General features: G+C 72.3%; 23 protein-coding genes and 1 pseudogene. 9 read left to right on the top strand and 15 right to left on the bottom strand.

Annotation, left to right across the window (positions count from 1 at the left end; all coding sequences use genetic code 11):
- Window positions 1–5: 5 nt before the first annotated feature.
- On the bottom strand, window positions 6–1,244 hold the full coding sequence (locus ABZ016_RS10200; protein WP_356916103.1) for a sugar ABC transporter substrate-binding protein: 1,239 nt from the start codon (window positions 1,242–1,244) through the stop codon (window positions 6–8).
- 147 nt (window positions 1,245–1,391) lie between these two features.
- Complete coding sequence (locus tag ABZ016_RS10195) at window positions 1,392–1,709, bottom strand: ArsR family transcriptional regulator (protein WP_356916102.1); 318 nt, start codon at window positions 1,707–1,709, stop codon at window positions 1,392–1,394.
- 330 nt (window positions 1,710–2,039) lie between these two features.
- On the opposite strand from ABZ016_RS10195, the gene ABZ016_RS10190 reads away from it, so the two are divergent.
- On the top strand, window positions 2,040–2,813 hold the full coding sequence (locus ABZ016_RS10190) for a polysaccharide deacetylase family protein (protein WP_356916101.1): 774 nt from the start codon (window positions 2,040–2,042) through the stop codon (window positions 2,811–2,813).
- Here the strand turns inward: ABZ016_RS10190 and ABZ016_RS10185 are convergent.
- Both ABZ016_RS10185 and ABZ016_RS10180 read right to left on the bottom strand, forming a co-directional pair.
- The gene (locus ABZ016_RS10185; protein WP_356916100.1) at window positions 2,773–3,270 is read right to left on the bottom strand and encodes an ATP-binding protein; all 498 of its coding nucleotides are present in this window, start codon (window positions 3,268–3,270) and stop codon (window positions 2,773–2,775) included. The genes ABZ016_RS10190 and ABZ016_RS10185 overlap by 41 nt on opposite strands.
- 164 nt (window positions 3,271–3,434) lie before the next feature.
- Window positions 3,435–4,565 carry a DUF5937 family protein gene (locus tag ABZ016_RS10180; RefSeq protein ID WP_356916099.1) on the bottom strand — a complete coding sequence of 377 codons (1,131 nt, stop codon included), beginning with the start codon at window positions 4,563–4,565 and terminating at the stop codon, window positions 3,435–3,437.
- Window positions 4,566–4,691: 126 nt separating this feature from the next.
- Between ABZ016_RS10180 and ABZ016_RS10175 the strand changes: the two genes are divergently transcribed.
- The 5 genes from ABZ016_RS10175 (at window position 4,692) to ABZ016_RS10155 (ending at window position 9,442) form a co-directional block, all read left to right on the top strand.
- A complete protein-coding gene (locus tag ABZ016_RS10175) occupies window positions 4,692–5,936 on the top strand; it encodes an amidohydrolase (RefSeq protein ID WP_356916098.1) in 1,245 nt (414 codons plus the stop codon).
- On the top strand, window positions 5,933–6,745 hold the full coding sequence (locus ABZ016_RS10170; protein WP_356916097.1) for an amino acid ABC transporter permease: 813 nt from the start codon (window positions 5,933–5,935) through the stop codon (window positions 6,743–6,745). Before ABZ016_RS10175 ends, ABZ016_RS10170 begins: the two co-directional genes overlap by 4 nt.
- On the top strand, window positions 6,742–7,530 hold the full coding sequence (locus ABZ016_RS10165) for an amino acid ABC transporter ATP-binding protein (protein WP_356916096.1): 789 nt from the start codon (window positions 6,742–6,744) through the stop codon (window positions 7,528–7,530). Before ABZ016_RS10170 ends, ABZ016_RS10165 begins: the two co-directional genes overlap by 4 nt.
- Window positions 7,531–7,589: 59 nt before the next feature.
- A complete protein-coding gene (locus ABZ016_RS10160; protein ID WP_356916095.1) occupies window positions 7,590–8,462 on the top strand; it encodes a transporter substrate-binding domain-containing protein in 873 nt (290 codons plus the stop codon).
- Window positions 8,463–8,674: 212 nt separating this feature from the next.
- A complete protein-coding gene (locus ABZ016_RS10155; RefSeq protein WP_356916094.1) occupies window positions 8,675–9,442 on the top strand; it encodes a hypothetical protein in 768 nt (255 codons plus the stop codon).
- Here ABZ016_RS10155 and ABZ016_RS10150 read toward each other — a convergent pair.
- Window positions 9,426–10,031, bottom strand: a complete 606-nt coding sequence (locus ABZ016_RS10150; RefSeq protein WP_356916093.1) for a TetR/AcrR family transcriptional regulator — start codon at window positions 10,029–10,031, stop codon at window positions 9,426–9,428. The two genes, ABZ016_RS10155 and ABZ016_RS10150, sit on opposite strands and share 17 nt — an antisense overlap.
- Window positions 10,032–10,117: 86 nt before the next feature.
- On the opposite strand from ABZ016_RS10150, the gene ABZ016_RS10145 reads away from it, so the two are divergent.
- A complete protein-coding gene (locus ABZ016_RS10145; RefSeq protein ID WP_356916092.1) occupies window positions 10,118–10,543 on the top strand; it encodes a DUF1707 domain-containing protein in 426 nt (141 codons plus the stop codon).
- Window positions 10,544–10,626: 83 nt separating this feature from the next.
- Here ABZ016_RS10145 and ABZ016_RS10140 read toward each other — a convergent pair whose 3' ends face one another.
- Window positions 10,627–12,573 (bottom strand): protein-arginine deiminase domain-containing protein, encoded by a 1,947-nt coding sequence (locus ABZ016_RS10140; RefSeq protein WP_356916091.1) that lies wholly within the window; start codon window positions 12,571–12,573, stop codon window positions 10,627–10,629.
- A 277-nt stretch (window positions 12,574–12,850) separates the two neighbouring features.
- On the opposite strand from ABZ016_RS10140, the gene ABZ016_RS10135 reads away from it, so the two are divergent.
- The gene (locus tag ABZ016_RS10135; protein WP_356916090.1) at window positions 12,851–13,681 is read left to right on the top strand and encodes an alpha/beta hydrolase; all 831 of its coding nucleotides are present in this window, start codon (window positions 12,851–12,853) and stop codon (window positions 13,679–13,681) included.
- Between the two features lie 15 nt (window positions 13,682–13,696).
- Here the strand turns inward: ABZ016_RS10135 and ABZ016_RS10130 are convergent, their stop codons facing one another.
- The 4 genes and pseudogenes from ABZ016_RS10130 to ABZ016_RS10115 all read right to left on the bottom strand — a co-directional run bounded on the left by ABZ016_RS10130 (window position 13,697) and on the right by ABZ016_RS10115 (window position 14,600).
- On the bottom strand, window positions 13,697–13,984 hold the full coding sequence (locus tag ABZ016_RS10130) for a DUF4190 domain-containing protein (RefSeq protein WP_356916089.1): 288 nt from the start codon (window positions 13,982–13,984) through the stop codon (window positions 13,697–13,699).
- A gap of 49 nt (window positions 13,985–14,033) precedes the next feature.
- Window positions 14,034–14,222, bottom strand: coding sequence for a hypothetical protein (locus tag ABZ016_RS10125; RefSeq protein WP_356916341.1), 189 nt, complete (start codon window positions 14,220–14,222; stop codon window positions 14,034–14,036).
- A 133-nt stretch (window positions 14,223–14,355) separates the two neighbouring features.
- A pseudogene (locus ABZ016_RS10120) lies at window positions 14,356–14,436 on the bottom strand (hypothetical protein); the annotation flags it as partial.
- Window positions 14,433–14,600 carry a hypothetical protein gene (locus ABZ016_RS10115; protein WP_356916088.1) on the bottom strand — a complete coding sequence of 56 codons (168 nt, stop codon included), beginning with the start codon at window positions 14,598–14,600 and terminating at the stop codon, window positions 14,433–14,435. The gene ABZ016_RS10115 and the pseudogene ABZ016_RS10120, both read right to left, overlap by 4 nt.
- A 94-nt stretch (window positions 14,601–14,694) precedes the next feature.
- On the opposite strand from ABZ016_RS10115, the gene ABZ016_RS10110 reads away from it, so the two are divergent.
- Window positions 14,695–15,537, top strand: a complete 843-nt coding sequence (locus tag ABZ016_RS10110; protein WP_356916087.1) for a hypothetical protein — start codon at window positions 14,695–14,697, stop codon at window positions 15,535–15,537.
- Window positions 15,538–15,539: 2 nt separating this feature from the next.
- On the opposite strand, the gene ABZ016_RS10105 is transcribed toward ABZ016_RS10110, so the two are convergent.
- The 5 genes from ABZ016_RS10105 to ABZ016_RS10085 all read right to left on the bottom strand — a co-directional run bounded on the left by ABZ016_RS10105 (window position 15,540) and on the right by ABZ016_RS10085 (window position 20,919).
- Window positions 15,540–16,736: an FAD-dependent oxidoreductase gene (locus ABZ016_RS10105; protein WP_356916086.1), complete on the bottom strand. Its 1,197-nt coding sequence runs from the start codon at window positions 16,734–16,736 to the stop codon at window positions 15,540–15,542.
- 84 nt (window positions 16,737–16,820) lie between these two features.
- A complete protein-coding gene (locus tag ABZ016_RS10100) occupies window positions 16,821–17,762 on the bottom strand; it encodes an RNA polymerase sigma-70 factor (RefSeq protein WP_356916085.1) in 942 nt (313 codons plus the stop codon).
- Between the two features lie 38 nt (window positions 17,763–17,800).
- Complete coding sequence (locus tag ABZ016_RS10095) at window positions 17,801–18,844, bottom strand: TAXI family TRAP transporter solute-binding subunit (RefSeq protein WP_356916084.1); 1,044 nt, start codon at window positions 18,842–18,844, stop codon at window positions 17,801–17,803.
- Window positions 18,841–20,232 carry a HAMP domain-containing sensor histidine kinase gene (locus tag ABZ016_RS10090; RefSeq protein WP_356916083.1) on the bottom strand — a complete coding sequence of 464 codons (1,392 nt, stop codon included), beginning with the start codon at window positions 20,230–20,232 and terminating at the stop codon, window positions 18,841–18,843. Before ABZ016_RS10090 ends, ABZ016_RS10095 begins: the two co-directional genes overlap by 4 nt.
- Before the next feature lie 27 nt (window positions 20,233–20,259).
- Window positions 20,260–20,919: a response regulator transcription factor gene (locus tag ABZ016_RS10085; protein ID WP_003991703.1), complete on the bottom strand. Its 660-nt coding sequence runs from the start codon at window positions 20,917–20,919 to the stop codon at window positions 20,260–20,262.
- Between the last annotated feature and the right edge of the window lie 19 nt (window positions 20,920–20,938).

Genomic DNA, 20,938 nt, shown 5'->3' with positions numbered 1-20,938 from the left:
CCTGGTCATCCATCCTGCCCGGCCTGTTCCTGCACCTGCTCCAGTACGTGTTTCGCGGAACTCGCCCCGCTGAAGAGGTCGGGGCCGTACTGGTTGAGGAGTTTGTCGACCCGCTCCCAGTGTTTCGTCGTACGCAGCGGAATCGCCGAGGCCTTGGCGGCGTCGAGAACCTCACGGGCACCGGCCAGGTGGGCGTTCTCGTACCACGCGTGCTGTGCCGACTCACGTGCCGGATAGGCGCGTCCCACTCCCCCGAGCCACTCCAGTTGGTTCTTGGCGGTCATCAGTGTGATCGCCTTGAACGCCTGCTCCGGATACGGGCAGGACTTGGAGATGCCGAACCCGGAACCGGACGAGTACGTCCTGCTGCCGTCCGGGCCGGCGGGAATCGTGGTCAGGCCCACCTGGAAGCCGGCCTGGTTCCTCAGGTTCAGCAACGCCCACGGCCCGTTGGCCCCCATGGCCACCTTGCCGCTGAGGAACGCCCTCTCGGCGAACTCGGGATCGGGCCCGGGCACGCGGGGCGCGACCTTCTTCCTGGCGGCCAGGTCGGCGTACCACTGCACGCCCTTGGTCATGGCGGGGGCGGTCAGTCGCATCCGGCCCGCCCCGTCGGTGGGCTGCGCCCCGGTCTTGGTCAGCACCATGGGAAACATCCACAGGTCCTGAGGTGACGCCGCGAACCCGTACCTCCCGTCCCCCGTCAGCTTGCGGGCGGCCGACTCGAACTCGGCCAGAGTCCATCCCGGCCTGGGCTCCGGTACCCCCGCACTCCGGAACATGTTCTTGTTGTACGTGAGGATCACCGGGCCGACGTCGTACGGCAGCGCGTACTGCTTCCCGCCGGCGCTCAGCCCCTCCATGACGGACCTGTCGAAGTCCGACACATCGAACTTGTTCTTGGCGATCAGGTCGTCGAGCGGCAGCATGCCCTGGGTGTAGCCCGTGGTGCGCAGGGCCTGCATCGAGACGATGCAGGGCGCGTCGCCGCCGTCGAGACGCCTGCCGAGCTTGGCGAAGTAGTCGCCGAAGGACGAGGTCTCGATCTTGACCGTGACCTGTGGATCTTCGTCGGACACACGGTCCGCGAGTTCGCGCCAGACCTGCTGTTCCTCGCCCCCGCTGGCCCACATCGACCAGGTCAGCGTCTTCGAGCCGTCACCACCGGCACCGCACGCCGTCACCAGCGTCCCGGCCAGCACCAGGGCGAGGGCCGCCCTCAGGGCGATGCGCGGGCCCGTCATGACACATCCATACCATCCCTTTGGTGGCAATATGCACGAATTATGACATGCGCCACATGCGGACACCTCCACGGCAGGTCAGCGGCGAACCGGCGGCCGACCACCGACCGAACCCGGACGCCGTGCCGCTCTGGCGGCATAGGCGGTCTACGCCCGGTCCGCCGCGATGACGGCTTGGACCAAGCCCGGGAACCGGCGGTCCAGATCCTCCTTGCGCAGGCGCATGTACAGCCCGTTCCCGGCGTCGCGCTGGTACACCAGGCCCGCCTCGCGCAGCACTCGCCAGTGACGGGTGCGACTGGACTTGCTCACCGGCAACTCGAAGGAGGCGCACAGCCGTTCCTCATCCGGCCGTGCGGCCAGTTCGGCCACCACCCGACGCCGGTTCGCATCGGCCAGCGCCGAAAGGACGGCGCCCACTTCCATCTCCTCGGCGCGAGGGTGCGCCAACTCGCCCGCCGCCATCACTCCACCTCTCGACAAGGTACGCCTTGTTGCGTACCTTCCTGGAGGTACGCAACAAGGCGTACCTTACCGCCGTCGGGGGAGTCATGTCCGTACCCGCATCGCCACATCGCGGCATCCTGTCGCGCATCCGCTCGTCGCTGCGCAGGCTCCTGCTGACGGAGCATTCGCCCTTCATGACCCTCTGACGTCGGCCGAGTTGTCCGCGGACGCCCCCGAGATTGTCCGTGCTCGGTAACGGACGCATCCTCCGGCCGCCTCCGCTCGTCCTGCCAGGTGGTCACAAGGTGACCGAGGAGCGGCGAGGAACCGGGCGAAGGCGGGGCGGACATGGCACGGCACGGCGGCGGGCGGGGCTGGTACGGCAAGGTGATCGGGGCGGCGCTCGGGGTCACGCTGCTCGCCACCGGTGCGTCGGTGTGGACCGCGCAGGCCGGTGCCGCGGGCGACCCGTCGCCGAAGGCAGCCGCTTCGGCCGCGCCGGGCAGTGAGGTCAAGCCGGTCGCCGTGTCCATCGCGCACGCCTCGGACAAGGGAGCGCGCGGCGTCAACCTCACCATCGACGACGGCCCCGACCCCGTGTGGACCCCCCAAGTGCTCGACGTGCTGCGGGAGTACGGGGTGAAGGCCACGTTCTGCATGGTGGGGACGCAGGCGCAGGCCCACCCGGACCTCGTGAAGAAGGTGGTCGCGGCCGGGCACCGGCTGTGCGACCACTCGGTGTCGCACGACACCACCATGGACAAGAAGTCCGAGGCCTACCAGTCGCAGCAGATCCTCGACGCCGAACGCATGATCACCAAGGCGTCCGGAGGTGTCCGGCCGATGTACTACCGGGCGCCCGGCGGGGCGTTCACCCCCTACAGCCGTAAGCTCGCCGCCTCCCGGGGGATGCGCCCGCTGGGCTGGAACGTCGACTCCAAGGACTTCGAGCGGCCGGGCACGGACGCCATGGTCGCCACCGTCGAGAGGGAGCTGCCGAACGGGCCGACGGTCCTCTTCCACGACGCGGGCGGCGACCGTTCCCAGACCGTCGAGGCCCTGCGCCGGCTCCTCCCCTGGTTCAAGGAGCAGGGCTACTCCTGCGGCTTCCCGGTGCGCTGAGGAGCACGGGCCCGGCTTCCGCGGTCCGTCTCTCCACCGCGCAGGGCAGCTCGACCCAGACGGTCTTGCCCCCGTCGTCGGTCCGCTCGGTGAGCACGACCCCGTTCAGTTCCTCCAGCAGGGCGTGCACGATCCTCAGACCGCGGCCATGAGTGGCCTCGGTGCCGCTGTCGCCCGGGGCGGGGCACTCGGGGTGGCCGTCGTGGACGCCCATGCGGAGCCAGGTGCCGTCGCACAGTTCCAGCACGACACCCACCCGCTCCGTGGCCGCCGACGCGTGAAGCACCGCGTTGGTCAGCAGCTCCGAGGCGATCAGCCGTATCGCCTGGGCCGCCTCGCCGCCGGCCGGAACCCCCCAGCCGCGCAGGACGTCCAGGACGGCTCGGCGGGCGAGCGGGACGTGCTCCGGCCGCGCCGGGATGTGCAGGGACCGGGTGCTCCGGGTTTCGGCGTTCATGGTGTCCGGGCTCCTCGTGCGGTTCCGGGTGGGAGGCGCCTTGGGCCTGTCGTTTGGACGCCGGGCTGATCCGAACGACAGGCGCTGGCGGCGTGAGAGAACGCTAGGAGAGCCGTGCCCGCCGCCGGCGACAGTTGTCGCGACGCCGGTAAGTCTCGGGCGGCTCAGTGGAACAGCGCGGTGAGCAGGTCCTCGCCGATGCTGCGTACCCGTTCGAGGTGCAGCTGGTAGTACGCCCGTCGGCCGTCGCGCTCGACCGTGACGAGTCCGGCCTCACGCAGCCGGGCCAGATGGCGGGAGACCTGCGGCAGGGTCATGCCGCTGCGGTCGGCCAGGGCGGAGGGAGTGAGGGGCTCCCGTGCGATGGCGCGGGCGATGCGCTGGCGGCCCGGGTCCCGCATGACTTCGAGGCGACGGTGCACCACCGCGTAGCCGGGCTGGTCGTCGCCCTCCGGCACCAGCGGGTACTGGACGACCGCCGGCAGACCCGGTTCGTGCTTCACCAGCAGGTGGGGCCGGCCGAAGGCGGACGGCACGACCAGCAGCGGGGTGGTGGCGACGGTCACGATCCCGTGGTGGAACTTGTCGAAGACCACGCGCGGCGGATCGTCCCGGTACGACGCCGTGGCGTCCAGGCCCGCCAGTGTCCTGCCGGGACCGCTGTGCTCCAGGGAGTCACGCAGTCGCGGCAGCTGCCCGGCGATCACACGGGCGGCCCGGGCGAGGTCGGGTTCCAGAGCACGGGCCGCCCGGGTCAGCAGGTCGAGGAGATCGGCGCGCAGGGGCTCCGGGGCGTCGAGGAGCCTGCGGGCGAGTTCGGCGCGGGCGGTGGAGCGCTGCTCGGCCGCCGTCAGCAGGCCCTCGCGCTGCCCGCGGTCGTCCAGCACCCGGTCCAGCGGCGCGCCGGAGTTGCCGCCCCGGATGGCGTACCCGGTGAGTTCGGCGAAGAGCGGCAGCGGCAGCTCCGCCAGGTCGGCGAGCTCGGCGTCGAGGGTCCGGTCCCCCGAGGCGCCCAGCGGGAACAGGTACCGGGCCCGGTAGGAGGCCCACAGCGGCGCCCAGTCCCTGATGCGCCGTCTCAGCGAGGGGGTGAGAGCCGAGGCGGGCGCCCCGTCCCGCGTGGCCCCGTCGCCGCCGGGGTCGTCCGCGTCGAGCCCACGGACCCAGCGAAGTGCGCGCGGATGGTGTTCGGCCTCCGTGTAGGCATGCAGCGCCGCACCCAGCTCGGCGAGCGGCGAGGCACCCGCTGACACCCGGGAGGGGGAGGCTCCGGCGAGCGAGACGACGACGCTCATGGCCACCTCCGGCAGGCCGGGAAGGTCGCTTACCGCGACCGCGACAACCATTGTAGGTACGGCCTCCGGCGAGCTCTACGGTTCCGGCAACCCGACCGAGCCCCCCTTCCTCCCCCCGGAGTCGCCATGAAACAGCCCGTCCCCGCCGGCCTCCGCGCCGCCGTGCAGGAGCTCCGGCCCCTGCTGGAGCAGCTCAGCCTCGACCTGCACACGACACCGGAGACCCGGTTCGAGGAGCACTACGCCGCCGAGCAGTTGGCCGGCCGGCTCGCCGCCGCGGGCTTCGAGGTGAGCAAGGGCGTGGCCGGACTGCCGACGGCCTTCACGGCCACCCACCGGGGGCCGGTCGACGGCCCGACGGTCGCGGTGCTGCTGGAGTACGACGCGCTGCCCGGCATCGGCCACGCGTGCGGGCACAACCTCATCGCGGCCGGCGGGCTGACCGCCGCCGTCGCCGCGGCCGCCGTACGGCCCGACCATCCCGGCACGCTGACGGTGATCGGCACCCCTGGCGAGGAGGGCGGCGGCGGCAAGATCCTCATGCTGGAACGCGGCGTGTTCGACGACGTGGACGCGGCGGTGATGTTCCATCCGGGCGACCGCAGTCTGATGGCCCGGCACGCACTGGCCGTCTGCCATCTGCGACTGACGTTCCACGGTGTGGCCGCGCACGCCGCCAAGATGCCCTGGGACGGCCGATCCGCCGCCGCGGGCGCCCAGTTGTTCCTCACGGCGGTCGACTCGCTGCGCCAGTTCGTGCCGCCGACCGCCCGGGTGCACGGGATCATCGCGCACGGCGGCAGCGCCCCCAACGTCGTGCCCGACCGCACCGAGGTGGACCTCTTCGTACGCGAGGCGACCTCCGCCGCCCTGGACGCGCTGGTCCCCCGGGTCCTCGCCGCCGCCGACGGAGCGGCGCTCGCCACCGGCACCACCGTCGAGACCGCGGAGACCGCGCCGCGCTACGCCGAGCGCAACGACAACCTGGTGATGGGCCGGCGGATCGCCGCCTACACCGCCGGCCTCGGCCTGGAGCTGGAACCGCCGTCCCCGGCCAACCCGGCCGGTTCCTCGGACATCGGCAACGTCTCGATCAAGCTCCCGGCGATCCATCCGTACGTGCAGATCTGCCCCCGCGACACCCCGAGCCACTCCGTACCCATGCGCGAGGCGGCCCGCAGCCCGCGGGCGCACGAGGCGGCCACGACGATGGCGACCGCCATGGCCGCGCTCGTCCTCGACCTGCTCGGCGATCCGGAGTTCCTCACCGCGGTCCGCGAGGAGTTCCACGCGTCCGTCCCCCGCCCCACCGCCGACGCGGAAGTCCACACGCCCGCTCCCCGTCCCGCCGCCGGCCAGGAGCCGTCATGACCTCCTCGTCCCCGCCGGGCCTCGCCTCGGAGGCTCTGCTCAACACGTTCTTCAACTGGGACCTGATCGCCCAGACCTTCCCCCGCCTGATCACCGAAGGGCTGCTGAACACCCTGGTCATCGCCGCGGGCGCGATCGTCCTCGGCGTCGTCATCGCCCTCCTGGCCGCGATGCTGCTGCTGTCCGAACGCCGGCTGGTGCGCCTGCCCGCCCGCGTCTACGTCGACGTCTTCCGCGGCCTCCCGGTGATCATCACGGTGATGCTGGTCGGGGTGGGCCTGCCCGCGGCCGGGATCCGTCCCTTCGGCACCGACCCGTTCGGCTACGCGATCCTCGCGATCGGCATCATCTCCGGCGCCTACACCGCGGAGATCTTCCGCTCCGGCATCCAGAGCGTCGACCCCGGCCAGTTGCAGGCCGCCCGCAGCCTGGGGCTGAGCTATCTCAAGGCGATGCGTCTGGTGGTGGTGCCGCAGGGCATCCGCCGCGTACTGCCCGCCATGGCCGGCCAGTTCGTCAAGGACATCAAGGAGAGCTCGCTGGTCTACCTCCTCGGCCTGGCCGCGGGGCAGCGGGAGTTGTACTTCATCGCGCAGGAGGAGGTCGCCCGGACCTACAACTCCTCGCCGCTGATCGCAGCGGGCCTCTGCTACCTCTCGCTCACCATCCCCATGACCTACCTCGTCAACCACCTCGACAGGCGGCTGCGCGAAGGCCCGCGCCCCGCGACGCCCCCGGCGCCGGCCGAGCCCGACCTGCCCAAAACCCCGCTCCAGCCCGCCGGAACCGCAGGAGGAGAAGGCCGATGACCCCCGCGCAGAACACGATCGGCCCAGCTGCCGCGGGCCCCGTCACGCCCGTCACCCCTGTCGTCCTCCAGGTCACCGGCCTCAGCAAGAGCTACGGCGACACCCCCGTGCTGCACGACATCAACCTCGATGTGCGGCGCGCGGAGACCCTCTGTCTGATCGGCCCCTCGGGCTCCGGCAAGTCCACCCTCCTGAAGTGTCTCAACCTGCTGGAGAAGCCCCAGGCCGGTGAGATCCGGCTCGGCGAGACCTGCCTGACCGCGCCGCACGCCGACGTCGACGCCGCCCGTGCCCGCATCGGCATGGTCTTCCAGCACTTCAACCTCTTCCCGCACATGAGCGTCGAGCGCAACGTCACGGTCGCACTGACCTCCGTCAAGGGCATGGGCCGTGAGGAGGCCCGTGCGCTCGCACGACGCCACCTCGACGGAGTCGGCCTCGCCGCCTTCGCCGACCAGCGGCCCGGCCGGCTGTCCGGCGGGCAGCAGCAGCGCGTGGCCATCGCCCGCGCGCTCGCCATGGAGCCGGAGTTGATGCTGTTCGACGAGGCCACCTCCGCGCTCGACCCCGAACTGGTCAAGGACGTGCTCGCCGTGATGCGGGACCTCGCATCGGGCGGCATGACCATGGCCGTCGTCACCCACGAAATGGGCTTCGCCCGGGAGGCCGCCGACCGCGTCGCCTTCATGTGCGACGGCCGCATCGCCGAGATCGGCACCCCCGACCGGATCTTCGAGCGCGCCGACCACCCCAGGCTGCGCCAGTTCCTCTCCCAGGTCCTGTGAGCCCTCACCGGGGCCGTCGTCTCCCCCGTCGTGACCCCTCCCACCAGAAAGCCCGGAACATGCACCTCACTTCGCGCAGACCCCTGCTCGCCGCGACCGCGGTCGTCACTCTGCTGCTGTCCCTCTCCGCCTGTGGCGGCGGTGCGGCGGCGGACGCCACGACCAGTGAGTACAAGCTCGTCCAGGACGGTGTGATCACCGCGGCCACCCAGTCCGAGCAGCCGCCCTTCGCGATCACCGACGCCGCGGGCAGGCCCACCGGGTTCGCCGTCGAGTTGATGAACGAAGCCGCCAAGCGCCTCGACCTGAAGGTCCAGTACAAGACCACCACCCTGCAGGGCATCCTCGCCGGCCTGTCGGCCGGGCAGTACGACATCGGCGTGGCCGGTGTCGGCGCGACCGCCGAGCGCAAGAAGTCGGTCTCCTTCACCACCCCGTTCTACTGGGGCTTCACCGACGTCCTGACGCTCAAGAACGGCAAGCAGGACGCTCTGCCGGACTTCGACGGCAAACGCGTCGGCGCCGTCAGCGGGTCCGTGCAGGAGACCTTCGTCCACCGCGAGATGGGGGGAGCGGAGCTGGTGAAGTTCAAGGACCAGACCGCACTGATCACGCAGCTGCTCTCGGGAGGCATCGAGGCGGCCGTTCTCGGCGGTGCCAGCGCGGACGCGTACGTCGCGAAGGAGCCGGTCCGCATCGCCGTGAAACTGGAGAGTCTCCAGGGCAGCGCCTTCCCGATGCGCAAGAACGGCGATCCGGAGCTGCTCAAGGACATCGACCACCAGATCGACCAGATGATCGACGACGGCACCTACATCAGGCTGTACAAGAAGTACTTCCACGATCCGATCGCCGCCGACCTGATCAAGGAGCGCCCGAAGCTGGCGGAGCAGGTCATGGAGCACCCCGACCTGGCCCCCGGCCGGCGCTGACCATCCGGTGGGGGCGTCCTCCCCGGCGCCCCCACCACGCCCCTGCCCGCCTCACGCAAGGCGGCGCGTCGACGAACTGTCCGCCACAGCCGATGTGTTGCCGTGTCACGGCTGTGCCACTGCGGTGTCCTGAAGGGAAGACGGGGGTGACCTGCGGGCTTCGGGGTCCCTCATAGTCGGTACAGCACCCCGCCTCGGAAGGAACTCCCTTGATGAACCGCCACCTGCGCAAGGCCGTCGTCGCCACCGCCGCGCTCACCGCCGGACTGCTGATGACGGCGTGCCAGAACGGCACCGACGACAACTCGTCGTCCGGCAAGAGCGGGACGGGCTCGGCTGCGGTCGCGGAGAAGGCGTCGGGCTCCAAGGACTCGAAGGGCGTCAGCGGTTCGTTCAAGAACGGCAAGGTCACCTATCTCGCCCCCGGCAAGTTCATCGTGTCCGTACCGGGCAAGGGCGACCAGCAGTTCCTGGTGGCCGACGACACCGAGGTCTACGGCGGCGGCACGATATGCGGCGACGCGGGGTCGAAGGTGGACGCGCCGTGCACGCTGGACCAGTTGGAGGCGGCTGCCAAGAAGGGGGCCGTCAGCGCCGACGTCGAGATGAAGGACGGTATCGCGACCCTGGTGACCGAGCGGCGTACCACCCAGCAGGACACCGGCTCGGGCTCGGGCTCGGGTGAGACCGTCGTCGACGGCATCAACAAGGGCAAGGGCGTCAACGGCACCTGGCTGGGCAACGTCTCGTACCTGGCGCCCGGCAAGTACACGGTCTCCGGCATGAAGGGCGTCGAGCAGCAGTTCCTCCTCGCCGAGGACACCAGGATCCTGGGCTACGGCGACATCTGCGGCGACGAAGGCAGCCAGGACGGCACCGAGTGCACCGAGGCCGACCTGGAGACGGCCGCCAAGAAGGGCGTCAGCGCCGAGGTCGTGATCAGCAACGGCATCGCGACCACCATCACGGACGACCACTGAGCCGTTCCGCCGACGACTCGCGGGCCGTGACGAGCGCGTCGAGCGCCCGGTCCAGCGCGACGAGCAACTGCTCGTGCTCCCGCGGGGTGTACAGCATGCGCAGGGCCAGGCCGTCGGACAGGGCGATCACCGCGTCGGCGACGGCTGTCGCGTCCGTGCCGTGCCCGGCCGACTCCAGCCAGGCGGCCAGGGCCTGACGGACGTCCTGGTCGACCTGGCGCCGGATCGTGGCGAGGCGGGGGTGGTGTGCCGCGTGGACGGCGAAGGCGAGTTGCGCGGTGGCCTCGGCGCGACGCTCGGCGTCCAGGGGGAGGGTGGTGAGGATCAGCTCCCGCAGCGCCCGGCGCAGCGGGAGCGTGGTGTCGACGCCCGCCATACGGCCCTCGATGCGCTCCCCGGCCAGCTCGGCGGCGAAGGTGAGCATCTCGTCCTTGGTGCGGAAGTACTTCTGCACGGCCCCCGGGGAGCGGCCGGTGGCGGCGGCCACCGTGCGCACGCTGACCTCGTCGAGGCCCCGTTCGGAGACGAGTTGGAGCAGGGCCGCACCGATCTGCCGGCGCTGTTCCTCCCTGTCGACGGTCTTGGGCATCGCTCGCACTCCCCTTTTCAGGATACGGTCGTATTCTAAAAGCTGTCGAGGCCGTATGCCTCCACGGTGCAGGAAGGGGGACAGCAGTGGACGACCGAGGTGAGCCCGCCGTGCCCGCGATGCGGGTGTCGGACCGTGAACGCGACGCGGCGCTGGAGGTGCTGGCGGCGGCGCTGGCCGAGGGGCGGCTGGACACGTCCGAGCACGAGGTCCGGTCGCGGAGCGCGTTGCGGGCGCGTACCGCCGACGAACTCGCCTCGTTGACAGCGGACTTGCCCGCGCCGACGCCGACCCGTTCGGAACAGGACCGCGGAGACCTCCGTGAGTGGCTGGCCGAATGGCGCTACTGGCTCGGCGGCGCGGTGATCATGTCCGGGATCTGGGGTGTGCGCTGCGCGCGGGAGGGCGAGCTGACGTACTACTGGCCGGTCACACCGCTGGGCGTGTGGGCGGCCGTGCTCATCGCGATCGCCGTCTGGCCCCGCGACGACGAAGGCCCCGCGAAGGGCTGAGGCGTGAACGCCCGTCAGGTGTGGACCGGACGGCCGTCCGGTCCACACCCGCACAGTCCCGGCTGCCGATCACCGGCTACCGGCTACCGCCACCACGCGGCCGACGCGTCGCGCAGGGTGTTGGTGCCGCAGTGCACCTCGCCCATGCCGAGGTGGTACGTGTACCAGTCGTCGATGTACGACACCTTCAGACCCGCCCGCCGGTACACGGCGCCCACCGCCTCGGTGAAGATGTCCTTGCCGTCGATGACGGGACCCCACTGGCGCGGGGCGAGGTACCGGTCGCGGCCCAGGAGCACGCCGTTGACCGCTCCGGGGACGTACGCGCTGGTCGTCACCGTACGCGGGGCGGCGGGGTTCCCGGCGAGCCACTTCTGCTGGCCGTGGTCCTTGAGCGCGCCCACCAGGTCGGCGCCGGCGCCCATGCGGCTCAGACGCGGTACCGGAACCTCCTGCCCGCTGTCGGCCACCGCCTCCGACTCACGGGTGTACAGCGCGGGCACCCGTACGACCTCGTCCTCGGTGACGCCGGTCTCGCGCTTGAGGATCTCCAGGTTGGCCGCGATGCGACGGGCCGCCATCTCGTTGTCGGCCACCAGATGCCGGTCGGCGAGCGCCTGGTCGATGGTCTCCTTGGGCGCCGGCTGGTCGCTGCGGCCCGGCACGGAGAACATCTTCGTCCTGCCGTGTCCCGCGCTCTTGGCGTCGCGCAGCAGCCGCAGCCCCGCCTCGGGATCGGCGATGCCGATGCGCCAGCCGCGCGGAGTGTCGGCGGGCAGGAACTGCACGAACTCGTCGACGTGCCCGACGCCCAGCCAGGAGGTGTCCAGTTGCAGCGGGTCCTGCAGCCCCTGCGACTTCAGCAGCGTGCGCATCACCTTCGAGGTGCGGGCGCCGCTGTCCTTGCGCCAGCCCTGGATGATCCGCCCGGCGGGGTAGGAGCGGCCGCCGTGCGCGTAGGGCGGAATGGTCTCCAGGTTCCCCATGGAGTTCAGCGACCAGTCGTCGGGTTCGGCCCGGTCGGTCACCTGCACCACACCGACGTCCCGGCCGCGCACTTTCTCGAACAGCTCCCGGCCGGCGTCCCGGTCCGGCTGGGCGGAGCGCAGCATCACGCGCATCACCTGCCGCTTGCCGCCCGGCCCGGTCATGCTGACATAGGCCGGTTCGACGAAGTCCTGGGCCCAGGGGTCGGCGTACTTGGTGAACTTGACCAGCGGCGTGGTGACCCCGGCCTTCTTGACCTCCTTCGCCAGTTCCTTGACGAACTTCTGCTGGAGGCGGCTGTACGGGCCCTCGCCCTGGACCTCGGTCACCATCACCTGCTGGGTGTTCTGCAGGTGATGCTGGGTCAGCAGCGGGGCGACGCGCAGGGTCACCGAGTCGGAGGTGGTCTCGCGGGAGCCGGACGTCACCGTCAGCCGGACCACCACCCGGCCGTCCCACGTGGCGGTGTCCCGGACGACATCGGTCGCCTCGACGCCGAACTCCGCACCGGCCCGCAGCTCGGCGGCGGTCAGCCGGGTCGTGGACGTCACCAGCACCCACTTCCCCGACCGCTTGAGGAAGAGGTGTGCCTGCTTTCCACCCGTGGTGATCTTCAGGCTGCCCTTGGCGTCCGCGGGGAGGCCGGGCATGGGGACGGAACGGACCCGGGCCAGGTCGGAGGCGTCCGCGCCGCCGTTGACCTTCTTGTCGGTGGCGTCGTTGCAGGCGGCCAGCTTGGCGTCGGACAGGGGTCTCCCGCCCGGCCCGCTGACCGGACACCGCTTGGTGTCGTCGTCGATGTTGGGCAGGACGACGGCACCACGGCCGACGGACCAGCCGTCCTCGCCGCTCCTGTCGGTGCCGTCGCCGACGTCGACCCGCCCGTCACGGTTCACATCGGCGCGGAGATCGGCACGGGCGGGCGAGCCCTCGGCGGAGGCGGGGGCGGCCGTTCCGGCCAGCACGGATCCCGCCGCGGCCAGCGCCAGGACCAGCGACCCGGCCGGGTACAGGCGTGAACGTATGCGTACACGTGAACGCACGGCGCGTTCCTCTCAGTTGGGGGGTGTCGCCGTGCTAGAGGAGGAACGACGCCTGTGCGTTCCCTGTGGGTCGGGAGTCACCGGGTGGCGGTGCCGAACGGCCGGCCGTGGCGAGTGGCACGAACCGCTTCCGGGCGATCCTCTGAGGATGTGCCGTACCCGGCCCGGGCGTAGTGTGGTGCGGGTACGTCGCGCCCCGAGGCGTGAACTCGTCGGTCCCCGCGTGTCCCGCGCCTCAGCGTCGCCGGGGCACGCCCTGGTGAGCGGAGGAGCAGCGATGAGTACAGTCACCACCGTCGACGGCACCAGCATCTTCTACAAGGACTGGGGTCCGCGCGACGGCCGGCCGATCGTCTTCCACCACGGATGGCCACTGAGCGCCGACGACTGGGACAACCAGATGTTGTTCTTCCTGGCGCAGGGCTACCGGGTCATCGCCCACGACCGCCGTGGGCACGGCCGGTCCAGCCAGAGCGCCACCGGCCACGACATGGACACGTACGCCGCCGACGTCACCGCGCTCACCACGGCGCTCGACCTGCGGGACGCGTTCCACATCGGCCACTCCACCGGCGGCGGCGAGGTCGCGCGCTACGTCGCCCGTGCCGCGCCCGGCCGCGTCGCGAAGGCGGTGCTGGTGGGGGCCGTACCGCCCGTCATGGTCAGGTCGGAGTCCAACCCGGGCGGTCTGCCCATCGAGACCTTCGACGCCTTCCGCGAGGCTCTCGCCGCCAACCGGGCGCAGTTCTACATCGATGTGCCCTCGGGGCCGTTCTACGGCTTCAACCGCCCCGGCGCGAAGGTGTCCCAAGGGCTGATCGACAACTGGTGGCGGCAGGGAATGGCCGGCGCGGCCAACGCCCACTACGAATGCATCAAGGCCTTCTCGGAGACCGACTTCACCGAGGACCTCCGGCAGATCGACGTACCGGTCCTGGTCGCCCACGGCACCGACGACCAGGTCGTTCCGTACGAGGACTCGGCACCGCTGACCGTCGAGCTCCTGAAGAACGGCACGCTCAAGAGCTACGAAGGGCTCCCGCACGGGATGCTGTCGACCCACCCGGAGGTCCTCAACCCGGACATCCTGGCGTTCCTGCGGTCCTGACCGCGCCGGTGGCCGCTAGCCGCCGACGTACCAGCTGAACCCGCCGTTGTTGGCGGCGACCATCAGGAGTACGAGCCAGAGGACGACGTCGACGATGCCGAGGATGATGCCGGCCTTGGCCATTCCGGCGCCGTTCTTGGCCGCTGCCTGGCGGCGGGCGACGGCGCCGAAGATGATGGCGAGGGGCCCCAGGACGATGTTCAGGATGAACAGTCCGATGATGCCGCAGCAGAGGCTCGCGATCGCCAGACCGTTGGTGCGCGATCCGGAGGAAGCGGCAGGGGAACTGCCGTAACTCGTCATTGGATACTCCCGGTTGTCGGTTGCACGGACCGAACGGGCCGCACTCTCCTCACTGTTGACTTGCTTGTTTTCGAATGCCCCTTCGAGGCGTTCCCATGTCGCCTTGTTTTGCCGCCACGTAGCCGGGGGCGGGGCCCTGACCCGACAGGAAGGGCTCCCACAGGTCGGCGAAGTCCAGCGGGCGTGCGGAGGGGGTGACCTCGACGGCGGCGTCCCAGAACCGGCGCAGGAAGCCCATCCCCTCGGCGTAGTCCCGCCCCACAGCAGGGCCGGCGGCAGGGGCACACCGACCAGGTAGCGGGAGCGCAGGCCGTGGCGGTGCGCAGCGGAAGCGACATCGCGTCCGCCACGACGAAGTGCGCCGGGGCGGGAGCCGCGATCCGGGCCGAGCGCACGAAACCCTCGGAACGGTCGACGCCCAGCACGGTCCGGGGCCGGCAGTGGGCGCTCACCACAGCCGACAGCACACCCGTCCCGCATCCCACGTCGAGCCACCGCAGCTCCGGTCGCGGTCGAGCCACGCCGCGAACTCCGCCGCCACGAGACGGCTCCAGCGCCCCATGTACCGCTCGTACGCGGCCCCGGCCGCCCACACGGCGAACCGCTGCTCGCTCATGCCACCACGATCCCCGCAGTGCTGCCGGAGGAGCCGCCGCCACGGCGGCGTTTCGTGCGGGGGAGGGACTCGGTGGCCGATCTACTCTCGGCCGGTGCGAGCAACCGAGCAGCGCGCCGAGGGCGCGGGCCCCTTCACCACCCGGCTCACCTGGGACCTTCCCGGCGGCGGCACCGCCGTGTGGGAGTCACGGCCGGCCCGGCGGCGCGGAGTGATGGCCGTCCGCCCGCCCGGCGCCCCCGGCAGCCGGCCCACCGGCGCCGACGAGACCGTGCTCCGCCGGCTGCGTGGACTCAACGCCCTCGCCGCGACCGCGTTCGTCATCGGCGGTGCCCTCTTCGCGACCGGCGCCGGCGTGGCCCAGCTCGGCTCCGGCGACGCCACCACCTGCGCCTCGATCTACTTCGCCGGGGGTCTGTTCTTCAGCGCCGGCGGCTACGTCGCACTGCTCCAGGTCGTCAACGCTCCCCGCCATGTGCCCGGTGGCGAGGCCCGGCTCGTCACCCCCGGTTGGCGCTGGTGGAGTTACGAGCCGGACCGGGTGGACTGGCTGAGCGCGGTCGTCCTCTTCTTCGGCACCCTCGTGTTCGCCGTCGACCTGCTGGACTCCTTCCTGCAGGGGCTGAGCGTCCAGCAGGTCAACCGGCTGGTCTGGGTCCCGGACGTGATCGGCTGCGTGCTCTTCCTGGTCTCCGGGCATCTCGCGTTCGTGGAGGTCTGCCACGGACGGTTCTGCTTCCGCCGCCGCAGTCTGGGCTGGTGGATCGTCGCGGTGAACCAGTTCGGTTCCGTCCTCTTCATGGTCTCGGCGATCGCCGGCTTCACCCGTCCCGCCACCGGCAGCATGGTCGACGCCGGCGTCGCCAACTGGGGCACCCTGGTCGGAGCCGCGTGCTTCCTTCTCGGCGGCCTCCTCCAGTTCGGTGAGCGCCCCTAGCGTCAGACCCTCGCGAGAGGAGCCGGTGCCTCCGCCCGTGCGGTCTCCCGCACCACGCGGCGGCGCCGGGTCGGCGTCAGGACCGGGTGGGCGACGCCCCAGGCCGCGCCCTTGCAGACCACTTCCTTGTAGAGGGCGGCGAGCCGCCCGGTCAGGGCCGCGCGTACGGACCGGTCGTCGGCGGTGACGTACTGGATCAGGCCGTCCCTGCGGCCCAGCGAGATGCACTGGTTGAAGTAGCGCAGCGGCACGGCCGGGATCTTCCCGCCGGTCAGTCGCGCCGCGATGGCGTCGGCGGCCTGCCACGCGGTGGGGACACCCGAGGCGCAGGACATCCGCAGCGGCTTGTCGCCGGGGCCCGCCACCAGGGCCGCGTCGCCGACCGCGTAGACGTCCGGGTGGGAGACCGAGCGCATGGTGCGGTCGACCACGATCTGGCCGGTGCCGGTCACCTCCAGGGCGGTGGCCCGAGCGATCGGGTGGACGGCGAAGCCCGTCGTCCACACGGTGACGGCCGCCGGGAGGGAGGTGCCGTCGGCGGTGGTGACGCGGTCGGCCTCGACGCCGGTGACGGCGGTGTGCTCGTGCACCGTGATGCCCAGTTCGTCGACGACCTTGCGCAGGTGCGCGCGGCCCTTGGCGGAGAGCCAGTCGCCGAGGCCGTCGCGGGCGGCGAGGGCCACGTCGAGATCCGGGCGGGCCTCGGCGATCTCGGTCGCGGCCTCCACCCCGGTGAGGCCACCGCCGACCACGACGACGGTCTGCCCGGCGTCCAGACCGGCCAGCCGCTCGCGCAGCCGGAGCGCTCCGGGCCGGCCGGCGATCTCATGGGCGTACTCGGCGGTGCCGGGGACCCCCTGGTCGTTCCAGCCGCTGCCGAGGGCGTACACGAGGGTGTCGTACTCCAGCTCCCCGTCGCCGTCCTCGCCGGTGACGGCGACGGTCCGGCGCTCCACGTCGACGCCGGTGACCCGCGCGAGCCTCAGCTCGACGCCGGTGCCCGCGAACATCTCGTGGAAGGGCCGGGGCCTGAGGTCCTGGCCGGTCGCGAGCTGGTGCATCCGCACGCGCTCGACGAAGTCGGGTTCCGGGTTGACGAGGGTGATGGCGACGTCCTCGCGGTGCAGCCGCCTGGCGAGGCGTCCGGCGGCGATGGCTCCGGTGTAGCCGGCTCCGAGGACGATGATGCGGTGCTGCATGGCTTGGGTCTCCTGTCTCGAGCGGGTTCGCCACCTGAACCGGGCAGCCCGCCGTTTCCTGACAGGAAGACGGTGTGAAGCAGGTCACATCGAGGTGAGAGGCTCTCCGTGGTCTCCGGCCGCCCACCGCCTCGTCGCTCGTTCGAGCTTGTCGGGGTTGACCTGGTTGCGGAACGCGGCGATGCCCTCGGCAGTGATCTCCAGGCACATGACGCCGATGACCCGGCCGTCGACGACCGCGACGAGGGCGGGGCCGCCGTTGGCGGTCGCGGCGAACACCTCGGGCGAGCCGCCGACCAGGGCCCGCTTGGCCTTGCTGGGCTTGAACAGGCCCCGCATGAACCGCGCGACCGCGGCCGCGCCCTCGAACGCCTTGGCACGGGCCGGGACCTTGCCGCCGCCGTCACCGATCGAGACGGCGTCCTCGGTGAGCAGCCGTACGAGCGGCTCCGTCCGGCCGCTGGTGGCGGCCGCGAGGAACTCGTCGATGACCCGCCGGGCCGCGGCCTCGTCGATCTCGGTGCGGACCTTGCCCTCCGCGACGTGCTTCCTGGCCCGGTGGAAGATCTGCTGGCTGGCGGCCTCGGAGATGTCGAGGATCTCGGCGATCTCCCGGTGCGGGTACTCGAACGCCTCCCGCAGCACGTACACCGCCCGCTCGCCCGGGGACAGACGCTCCAGCAGGACGAGCACCGCGTACGACACGGACTCCCGCTGCTCGGCGGTGTCGGCCGGGCCGAGCATCGGGTCCCCGGCGAGCAGCGGCTCGGGGAGCCACTGGCCCACGTAGGTCTCGCGCCGGGCGCGTGCCGAGGTGAGCTGGTTGAGGCACAGGTTGGTGAGCACCTTCGTCAGCCAGGCCTCGGGCACCTCGATCCGCCCGGTGTCGGCGGCCTGCCAGCGCAGGTACGTCTCCTGCACGGCGTCCTCGGCCTCGCTCGCCGAACCGAGAAGGCGGTAGGCGATGGCCTCCAGACGCGGCCTGGAGGCCTCGAACCGGTCCACGTCGTTCATGGTCAGGGCCATGGCAGCGATCCTAGGGGGTGTCCCACCGGCCGGGGCCGCTAACCGTGCAGCTCGCGATAGGCGGCGACCGCCCCCGGGTGCAGGGGGACGGCCCCCGTGGAGATCAGGCTGCGTGCGTCGAGGAACTGGGTGCCGAGGGCCGGGGCGGGGACGAGGCTGGTGGCCCGGCGGACCAGGACGCGGGTGAGGGCGGCGGCGACGGGGGCGGACAGGCCGGGGCGGCAGAGCAGGAGGTTGGCGACGCCGATGGTGGGCACCTCGGGCGTCTCCCGGTACGCCCCGGCGGGCACCGTCACCACCTCCAGACCCGAACCCGCCCGGCCCAGGCCCGCCCGCAGCCGCGGCAGCAGGCCGGACAGCGGCAGCAGACGTATGCCGGGGTCGGTGTCCAGCCCGGACAGCACGGGCAGCGGCACTCCTCCCGCGACCAGCAGGGCGTCGATGGCACCGGCCCGCATCGCGCGCCCCGCCTGCGGCATCAGCAGGTGCCGGACCCGCACGTCGGTGCCCGGGGTCAGGCCCGCGGCACGCAGCAGCCGGTCGCCGAGCACGGCACCGCCGGAGCCGGCCGCGCCCAGCGAGACGGTACGGCCGGCCAGTCCGGCCACGCTGCGGATGCCCGACCCGGAGCGCACCGCCAGTTGGACGTAGTTCTCGTAGACCCTGCCGATGGCGCGCAGCGGCACGCGGTGGCCGAACGGCTCGGTGCCGCCGTACGCGGCCCAGGCGATGTCCGACAGGGCCAGCGCCACATCGGCCCGGCGTGCCTGGAGCAGCCGTATGTTGGCCACGCTGCCCTCGCTGTTGATCACCTCGCAGGACAGCCGCGGGTAGGCCGCCGTGACCTCGGCGGCGAGCAGCCGGCCGAAGGCCGTGTAGAAGCCGTCCGACTCGCCGGTCGCCACCCGCAGGCCGCCCTCCGGGCCGCGGTCCGTGTGCCGTGCGTCGGCCGTCGTGGCGCCCGCGAGCAGGCTGGTGCACGCCGCACCCAGTGCGGCGCGCAGGGCGGTGCGGCGGGCGGGGCCGGCCGGTGCGGGAACGCCCGGGGCGGTCTCCACCCGGCCGTCGGCGGGGCGGGTCATGGCGTGGGCCCGTGCGGGAGGACGACCCGGACGCGCAGGCCGTGCGGTGCGGCCGCCGCGAACTCGACGCGTCCGCCGCGACCGGCCACCAGCCGCTCGGCGATGGCCAGGCCGAGGCCGCTGCCCCGCACGTCGCGGTGGCGTTCCGCGCGCCAGAAGCGGGTGCCCGCCCGGGGCAGTTCGCCGGTGGCGAGGCCCGGCCCGTCGTCACGGACCTCGAACACCGCGTCCGGGCCGTCGCTGAAACAGCGCGTCTCGACGCGGGCGCCGCTCCCGGCGTACTTGATCGCGTTGTCGAGGAGGATGTCGGCGACCTGCGCCAGTTCGCCCTCCGTGCAGGCCGTGCGGACGGCCGGGCCCGGGACGAACTCCAGGCGGACTCCGGCCTGTTCGGCCACCGGCCGCCAGAGCCCGGCCTGGGCCGCGGCGACCGCCGCCGCGTCGCAGGAGGCCTCCCGAGTCTCGGCCATGGCCAGTTCGCCGGCGCGGTGCTCGGCGTTCGCCAGGGTGAGCAGGTCGTCGAGCAGGTGCTCCATGCGTTCGAGTTCGGCCGTCACCCCGGAGTAGGTGCGGGTGGCGGAGGTGCGCACATGGGGCTGGAGCGAGTCGATACGCAGGCGCAGCGCGGCCAGGGGGTTGCGCAGCTGGTGCGAGGTGTCGGCCACCAGGCGATGCTGCTGCTCCAGGGCGGTGGTGACCGCGTCGGCCATGCGGTTGAAGCCGTTGGCCAGCTGGCGCAGCTCCGGCGGGCCACCGGCCCGCGCGTGCTCGGGCGGCAGACCGGCGGCCAGGGTGCCGACGGCGCGGTCGAGGCGGTGCAGCGGCCGTACGACCCACTGCGTGGCCCGGCGGGCGAGCAGCACGCACGCCACGGCGAACAGGCCGGCGCCGGCCAGGACGAGCGCCCAGCGCAGGGCGATGTCGTCCGCGGCGGCCCGCACCGAGGAGCGCAGCACCACCGCCCCGGACACCCGGGTGCCGGTGCCCACGGGGCGGGCGAGCAGCCGGTCGCCCCGGGACCACGGCCGCAGCGTCCCTCCGGGCGAGACGGGCTGATTGCGCAGCGCGGCGTCGACGAGCCGGGCGACGGCCGGGTCGGCGGCCCGCAGCCCGCCCGTCTGCACCACGGGGGCCCGGCGGGCGTCGACGACCACGACCGCTTCGCCGTACAGCTCGGTGTAGCGGAGGACCTCGGCGGTCAGGGCGCCGGTGTCGTCGCTCTCGGCGGCCTGCTCGGCCAGGGAGGCGAACCGGTCGAGGTCGGCGGTGCGCGCCGCGACGAGCTGCTGGGTGCGCTGCGCGGCGGTGACGGCGAGCAGCGGGACGGCGAAGCCGGCCACCGCGAGGACCGCGAAGGCCAGGACGACGGTGAGGACGCGGGTGCGCATGAACAGGACCTGTGCGGGAGGGCCGGCTCAGTCGCCGAAGCGGTAGCCGAAGCCGCGGATGGTGGTCAGCACCTCGGGGCGGCCGAGTTTGGCCCGCACCTGGGTGAGGTGCACGTCGAGCGAGCGGGACACGGCGAGGAAGGCGTCGCCCCACACCTCGTCCATCAGCTGCTGGCGGCTGACCGCCGTGCCGGCCCGGGCCGCCAGCGCGGCGAGGACCTCGAACTCCTTCGTGGTCAGCCGCACCTCCGCCCCGCCGACGGTCACCCGGCGCGCGTCCAGGTCGACCTCGACGTCGGCGGCGCGCACGGTGCGCGGCGCCGGGGCGGCGGACGTGGTGGCGCGGCGGGTGACGGCCTCTATGCGGGCCAGCAGCTCGGCCAGCCGGACCGGCTTGACCAGGTAGTCGTCGGCGCCCAGCCGCAGGCCGCGCACCACCGACCGTTCGTCGCCCCGCGCGGTGAGGACGACCACCGGCAGGGCGCTCACCGCGCGCAGCTTGCGCAGCACCTCCAGACCGTCCAGGTCGGGCAGGCCGAGGTCGAGCAGCAGCAGGTCCGCCTGCCGGTGGCGGGCGAGGACGTCCTCGCCGCGCCGCACCCGGGCCGGCAGATGACCGTTGTCGTACAGCGCCTCGGTCAGCGCGCCCGCCACCCCGTCGTCGTCCTCGGCCAGCAGCACCCGCACGGTCCGCCTCCTTCCCGCC

The sequence above is a fragment of the Streptomyces sp. NPDC006372 genome, from assembly GCF_040612515.1.
GTDB lineage: Bacteria > Actinomycetota > Actinomycetes > Streptomycetales > Streptomycetaceae > Streptomyces.
Note: the sequence above shows the minus strand (reverse complement) of the source record. Positions and strands in the feature narration are given on the sequence as shown.